The sequence below is a fragment of the Chryseosolibacter histidinae genome (assembly GCF_018598225.1).
Lineage (GTDB): Bacteria > Bacteroidota > Bacteroidia > Cytophagales > Cyclobacteriaceae > Chryseosolibacter > Chryseosolibacter histidini.
In genome coordinates, this window is sequence record NZ_JAHESF010000083.1 from 1 (window position 1) to 7,446 (window position 7,446).

General features: G+C 53.1%; 1 protein-coding gene. It reads left to right on the forward strand.

Annotation, left to right across the window (positions count from 1 at the left end):
- Positions 1–7,446 (forward strand): PKD-like domain-containing protein (locus KK083_RS32160; RefSeq protein WP_254170271.1); only part of this gene is annotated, 7,446 nt, incomplete at both ends.

Sequence of the window (7,446 nt, forward strand, 5' to 3'; positions counted from 1 at the left end):
ATGAACAACACGGTAACGGTGACTGTGAACTCACAGCTCACGGCATCGGCGGTATCAAGTGATTATATATTGTGTGAGGATGAGACTGCAACGTTAACGGCTTCGGCCACGGGAGGAACCGTAGGCTCAGGATATACTTATTCCTGGTCACCCGCAACAGGCTTGTCAGCCACGAACGTCGCTAACCCGACTTTCACACCTCCGAACATTGCAAGCCAGACGATCTACAACTTCACCGTAACAGTTACGGATAACTTTGGTGTGGTGTGTACTTCACAGAAAACCGTAAGCATAACTGTTGATCCGGTTCCGACGGGTCTTACATTGACGGCTGCAGCTCCCAATCTCTGCTACGGCACCTCAACTAATATCCAGATCGCCAGCAGCCAAAGCGGTGTCACTTATCAGCTCCGTAACGATGCAGGTGATGTAGCGATCGGCTCTCCGGTGGCAGGCACAGGCGGATTGATCAACCTCCCGACAGGCAACCTGACCGCGAGCACCACCTTCAATGTACTGGCCATCACTACTGCTACAGGTTGTGATACAGAGATGAACAACACGGTCACGGTAACCGTGAACTCCCAGCTCACGGCATCGGCGGTATCGAGTGATTATATATTGTGTGAGGATGAGACTGCAACGTTAACGGCTTCGGCCACGGGAGGAACCGTAGGCTCAGGATATACTTATTCATGGGCGCCTGCAACGGGCTTGTCAGCCACGAACGTCGCCAACCCGACTTTCACACCTCCGAACATCACGAGCCGTACGATCTACAATTTCACAGTAACCGTTACCGATAACTTCGGTGTAGTGTGTACAACCCAAGCCTCGGTGAGCATCACCGTTGATCCGACACCTGAGTTAACAGTAACAGATAATATTGTAGGAAATACGATCTGCAGCAACGGGCAGACCGATATTACAGTGACAGACCCGATAGCAGGCTCTGTGATCACCCTGGTGGGTGTCACCGTCAGTGGAGCCCCCGGAAACATAACAGGTTACAGCGCGGTGGGCAGCACGTTTGCCAATGGATCACGCATCACCGACGTACTTACCAATACAACCACCAGCCCTCGAACGATCAAGTATGATTTTCAGGCTACGGCCAATGGTTGTTCCGGAGCCGTGGAGAGTGTAACCATCACGGTTCGTCCCAACGCCGTATTCAGCGTAAACAACGTTGCGTCGACCATATGTGAAGGGCCTGGCAGCGCCACCAATATCGCATTGAGCAGCAGCACCGCCGGAATCCGGGTTCGGATCGCGAATGTAGTAGCAACCGGAGGCGTAACAGGTTTCAGCGCCGTCGGTACGCAATACAACAGTTTCCCGGCCACCATCACCGATGTGCTGGACAACCCGACCAACACTGTACAAACCGTAACCTACTACTTTGAGAGCAGCATCGGAGGCCTTTGTGTTAACCCCGTGCAGCAGACCGCTGTGGTTACCGTTGAGCCAAGACCTATCGGTACGCCGCTGGCTTTCACTGTGTGCAGCGACACTCCGGTGGGCACCGTGGCAACTTTAACGACCAATGGCAGCAGCGTGAGCGCGGCGAGCTATACGATCAATACGATCACAACAACCCTGAGCTTCTCGGCAGGAAGTCCTGCATCAGGCGCAAGCAAACCTGCCGATGAGCTGATCAACGACGCATGGACCAACACCTCGGGCGCTGATGTGCTTGTAACTTATAACATCACACCGGTAAGCAGTGCAGGTTGCGCCGGAGCTCCGTTTACAGTAGTAGTGACGGTTCAATCGGAACCCGTGACCATGACCGATGTAGTAGCTACAGCCGTGTGCAGCGATAACGCGGTGGCGTATACATTATCAGTGTCAGGCGCGAGCAGCTATACGATCAGCACTAACAGCAACGGCCTGGTACAAAGTGCAGGTGCCGTAAGCGCGGGGTCAGGCAAAGGAACTGCCGAACTTTCAGATGATCAGTGGACCAACACCACCCTGGCAAATGTGAACGTGGTGTATACGATCATTCCTTTCAGTGGCAGCTGCGCAGGCAATTCGTTTAAAGTGACGGTGCCGATCAAACCCGAACCGCGTGGCGTAAATGCCGTGAAAGAGATCTGCAGCAGCAGCTCGGTGAATTACGACCTTCAGGCCAACGTCAATGGCGCCGGGGGCAATTCGATGGCCTCTGATTTCATGTGGGTTGCGGCCAGCAATACGAATGTAACCGGGGAGAGCACCACCAACCAGAGTGGCTCAACCATTAGCGATGTGCTGGTAAACACCACCTCCGTAAACCAGGTAGTAGTATATACGGTGACCCCGACAGGAACGGCCAGTACCTGTGTTGGAAATTCGTTCACCGTTACTGTAACTGTGAAGCCGGAACCGGTAGGCACACCGCTGGCTTTCACCGTGTGCAGCGACACTCCACTGGGCACCGTGGCAACCTTAACAACCAATGGCAGCAGCGTGAGCGCGGCGAGCTATACGATCAATACGATCACAACAACCCTGAGCTCCTCAGCCGGAAGTCCTGCAACGGGTGCAAGCAAACCCGCCGATGAACTGATCAATGACGCATGGACCAATACCTCAGGCGCTGATGTGCTGGTAACTTATAACATCACACCGGTAAGCAGCGCAGGTTGTGCCGGAGCTCCGTTTACAGTAGTAGTGACCGTTCAATCAGAGCCTGTGACCATGACCGATGCGGTGGGCACGGCCGTGTGCAGTGACAATGCGATTGGATATACCTTAGCAGTTTCGGGCGCGAGCAGTTACACCATCAGTACTAACAGCAATGGATTGGTGCAAAGTGCAGGCACTGTGAGTGCGGGATCAGGCAAAGGGGTAGCTGAGCTTTCAGATGACCAGTGGACCAACACGACCCTGGCAAATGTGAATGTTGTGTACACGATCATTCCTTTCAGTGGCAGCTGCGCAGGCAACTCGTTTAAAGTGACCGTGCCGGTCAAACCTGAGCCCCTTGGCGTAAATGCAGTGAAAGAGATCTGCAGCAGCAGCGCTGTAAATTATGATCTTCAGGCCAATGTCAATGGCGCCGGAGGTAATTCGATGGCCTCTGATTTCATCTGGGTTGCCGCCAACAATTCGAACGTAACCGGGGAGAGCACCACCAATCAGAGTGGCTCAACCATTGGTGATGTACTCATAAACACTACTTCGGTGAACCAGGTAGTGGTGTATACGGTCACCCCGACAGGAACGACAAGTACCTGTGTTGGAAATTCGTTCACCGTAACTGTAACGGTGAAGCCTGAACCGGTAGGCATACCGCTGGCCTTTACGATCTGCAGTGATACGCCGCTGGGTACTGTGGCAACCTTGACCACCAATGGCAGCAGTGTGAGCGCGGCGAGTTATACGATCAATACGATCACAACAAGCCTGAGCTTCTCAGCAGGAAGTCCTGCAACGGGCGCAAGCAAACCCGCTGATGAGCTGATCAACGATGCGTGGACCAACACCTCAGGTGCTGATGTACTGGTAACTTACAATATCACCCCGGTAAGCAGCGCAGGTTGTGCCGGAGCTCCGTTCACAGTAGTAGTGACAGTTCAATCAGAGCCTGTGACCATGGCCGATGTGGTGGCCACGGCGGTGTGCAGCGACAATGCGATAGGATATACTTTAGCGGTTTCTGGCGCCAGCAGCTTCACGATCAGCACCAACAGCAACGGCCTGGTACAAAGCGCAGGTACTGTGAGTGCGGGATCAGGCAAAGGAGTAGCTGAGCTTTCAGATGACCAGTGGACCAACACCACCCTGGCAGATGTGAACGTAGTGTATACGATCATTCCTTTCAGCGGCAGCTGTGCGGGCAATTCTTTCAAGGTGACCGTACCGATCAAACCGGAACCCCGTGGTGTAAATGCAGTGAAAGAGATCTGTAGCAGCACCTCGGTGAATTACGACCTTCAGGCCAACGTGAATGGCGCCGGAGGCAATTCGATGCCTTCTGGTTTCACCTGGATCGCCGCCAGCAACACAAACGTAACAGGGGAGAGCACCACCAATCAGAGTGGCTCAACCATTAGCGATGTACTCGTGAACACCACTTCGGTGAATCAGCTGGTGGTATATACGGTTACGCCTACAGGTACCACCAGCGGTTGTATCGGGAACTCATTTACAGTGACAGTGACAGTAAAACCGGAGCCCGTAGGCGCCACAAAAGATCTTGCCGTATGCAGTGACGTGGCCGCTAACTACAACCTGATCAATAACATTGCGATCTTCGGTAACAACGTAGGAAGCACGTTCTCATGGTATGCTGCCAACAACACGAGCGTTGGCGGTGAGAGCCAGTCCCCGCAATCGGGAGGAAGTATTACCGACGTATTGAACAACGTCACAGCTTCACAACAGAGTGTCGTTTACAGCGTAACTCCAACCAGCGTGGCTGGCTGCGTGGGCACTACGTTTAATATCACCATCAAAGTGAACCCCGAACCCGTGGGTGTCAACACTTCCGTTGTTATTTGCAGTGGCTCATCCATCGCTTATAATTTGCAGACCAACGTCAATAGCGTCAACATCATCCCTACCAATTTCAGCTGGAGCGCTGCCGCTAACAACAATGTTGATGGCGAAAGCACCTTTGTAAAGAATGCCGACGTGATCGATGACAACCTCATCAATATTAACAGCGCCAATAATAATGAAAATGTGCTGTACACCGTCATTCCTGTGGACGAAGTAAACGCCTGCGTAGGAAATGCATTCACGCTGAATGTGACTGTGAACCCGCGTGCAAAAATATCAGCTGGCCCTGACCTTGCCCAATGCAGGGATCAGTCCAGCATCAAGCTGCAAGGCACCATCGGATATGCGCCCAATGGCGTCTCATGGTCAGGCGGGGCGGGAACATATTCATCTACTTCTGATATCAACGCGTTTTACTCATTCAAGGACACCAGCCCGTCTGAGGTCAATACAACGATCACGCTGCAGGTTACCGCACTTGACCCGGATGGTGCAGGACCCTGCCCGCTGGAGACGGATAACATGACGTTAAGGATCAACCCGCTTCCTGTTGTAGTGTTCACTGGCTTCCCTACGGCCATGTCACCTCCGCAGGTAGCTGAAAATGATCCTGTGCTGGTGCTTACCGGTAACGAAGATGGCGGCCAGTTCACCATCTTGCCTGCCGAATCGAACATCGGAAGTACAGTAGCTGACCCCGTTGACAAGGCCAACTTCGATCCCAGTGCTGTGAAGCTTGGCATCAACCTCGTAACCTATACCTACACGGATGAAAATGGTTGTACCAATTCCAATACGCAGCAGATCAAGGTTAATCCCGTAACGAACGTCGACTTCACCATCCAGGGCGCTACCCTGAGCGGTGACGGTGTATATGAGCTTTGCTCCGAGCTGGGCCGCGTAAAACTGATCGGCTTCCCGGCAGCGTCAACCGGCTTTGGTCCTGAAACGCAGTTCACCAGCTTCCCCGCAAATCCCGGCGACCCTATCGCTTCGATCGTGCAGGAGGGCTCCGAATATTATATCCAGACCGATGGACTTGCATCGGGCGTGTATGGTATCCGGTATGACTACAAGAATGAGTTCGGCGCGCTGACGTATAAGGACAGGTTTGTAAGGATCTTCGCGAGCCCTGTAGCCCAGTTCTTATCATCTAACAACTGTATCGACAGCGATGTTGTCTTTACCGATAAGTCGATTGTGAGGCCAACCGCTTTCACCACGTCAATAGCAAGCTGGCAGTGGAACTTTGGTGACAATACTTCCAGCACCAGCCAGAACCCGACGAAACGGTACGCGGCTTCCAATACTTACTACGCTACACTCAAAGTAACGACGTTGCAGGGCTGTTCCAACACGAGCGGGCCTCTGGATAACCCGATCCGCGTGGGTGACGTTCCGCTTCCGGACTTTGAATGGTCTGCCATTTGTAACCGCGATTTTACCAAGTTCGAAGACCTCTCGAATCCGGGAACCATCAGTACGATCACCGGCTATCAGTGGGACTTCGGTGATGGTGATATTTTAACCGGCGCCGTAGGTGGTACCGTTCCTGCCGGCTGGCACGGAGGTAAAACCACAGGTACCTACGATAAGCCTGACCACAAGTACAGCGCTTTTGGAACATTCGACACCAAACTTACTGTGACCACCAACGACGGATGCTCTAACTCGATCGTGAAGAAAGTGTTCATTCTGCCTTACAGCACCGTAAGGCCATTGACAAACGATGCTTATTACGAGGCGTTTGAGACGACGGACGGTGGCTGGATCGCGGAAGCCTTCGACGCTACGAACTCCACCCGGAACAACATCATCAAGAGTGACACCAGCTGGATCTGGGGTATCCCGGCAGGGGTGAACATCAATGCATCGAATTCAAGCGGCGCATGGTGGACCGGGAAAAACTTTGGCGCAGAGAGCTCCTACTATGTAAATGAGAACTCCGTGGTGAACGGACCTTGTTTCGACCTCAGCGCTCTGCAACGGCCAATGGTTTCGCTGGACTACTTCTCAGACGCAGACCTTTCAGATGGTGCCGTGTTACAATATTCGATCGATGGTGGTAACAACTGGCGCATTGTAGGCCCGAACGAAGCCTTACAAGACAGAGACCAGGGTATCAACTGGTATAACGGAAGCAGTATTCCTTCCAATCCGGGTGAGCAGTTCCTGGGACAATATGGATGGACAGGTACCGGTCTCAACACAGACGGCCTCCAGGGCAAATGGAAGAACGGAAGGTTCAACCTGGACATGATCCCCGTTGCTAACAGAGGACAAGTGCGGCTGCGCATCGCTTTTGCCAGCAACGACGGTAACCCTACCACCGGTCCTTATGACGGTTTCGCATTTGACAACGTGTTCGTGGGAGATAAGAAGCGCACCGTGATGGTAGAACACTTTACCAACGACAATTACCAGCCCGCCAAGGTCGCCAGCCAGGAGGTTGATCAGCTCTATGACAACCAGGTTACTATACGCGTGAAACCCGACTTCTTCAAGATCGAGTATCACCTGAACGTACCCAAGGCCGACCAGCTTAACCAGGAGAACCCTACCGACCCGGGGGCCAGGGCATTCTACTATCAGAATATCACGCAGCCTCCATTCACCATCATGGACGGTATCCTCGGAAAATTCTACAACAAGACCTTCCAGGGCGGTCACAAGGCTATCAACGAGATCGAAATTGATCGCCGGGCACTCGAAGATCCCGCGTTCTCCATCGATACCATCCTGATCGATCAGACCAGTCCTTCCAACATCCTCCGGGCAACGGTGGATTTCACTTACGTGGATTCAGTGACCTCGTTGAGCAATCCGGTAGTGTTCCAGGCCGCGCTGATCGAAACCGATGTCTATGGCAACCGGAATGTGCTGCGCAAGCTTCTGCTCAACAGCGAAGGATTTACCGTGAACCGCGCGTGGCGTTACCAGGATACACAGCAGATC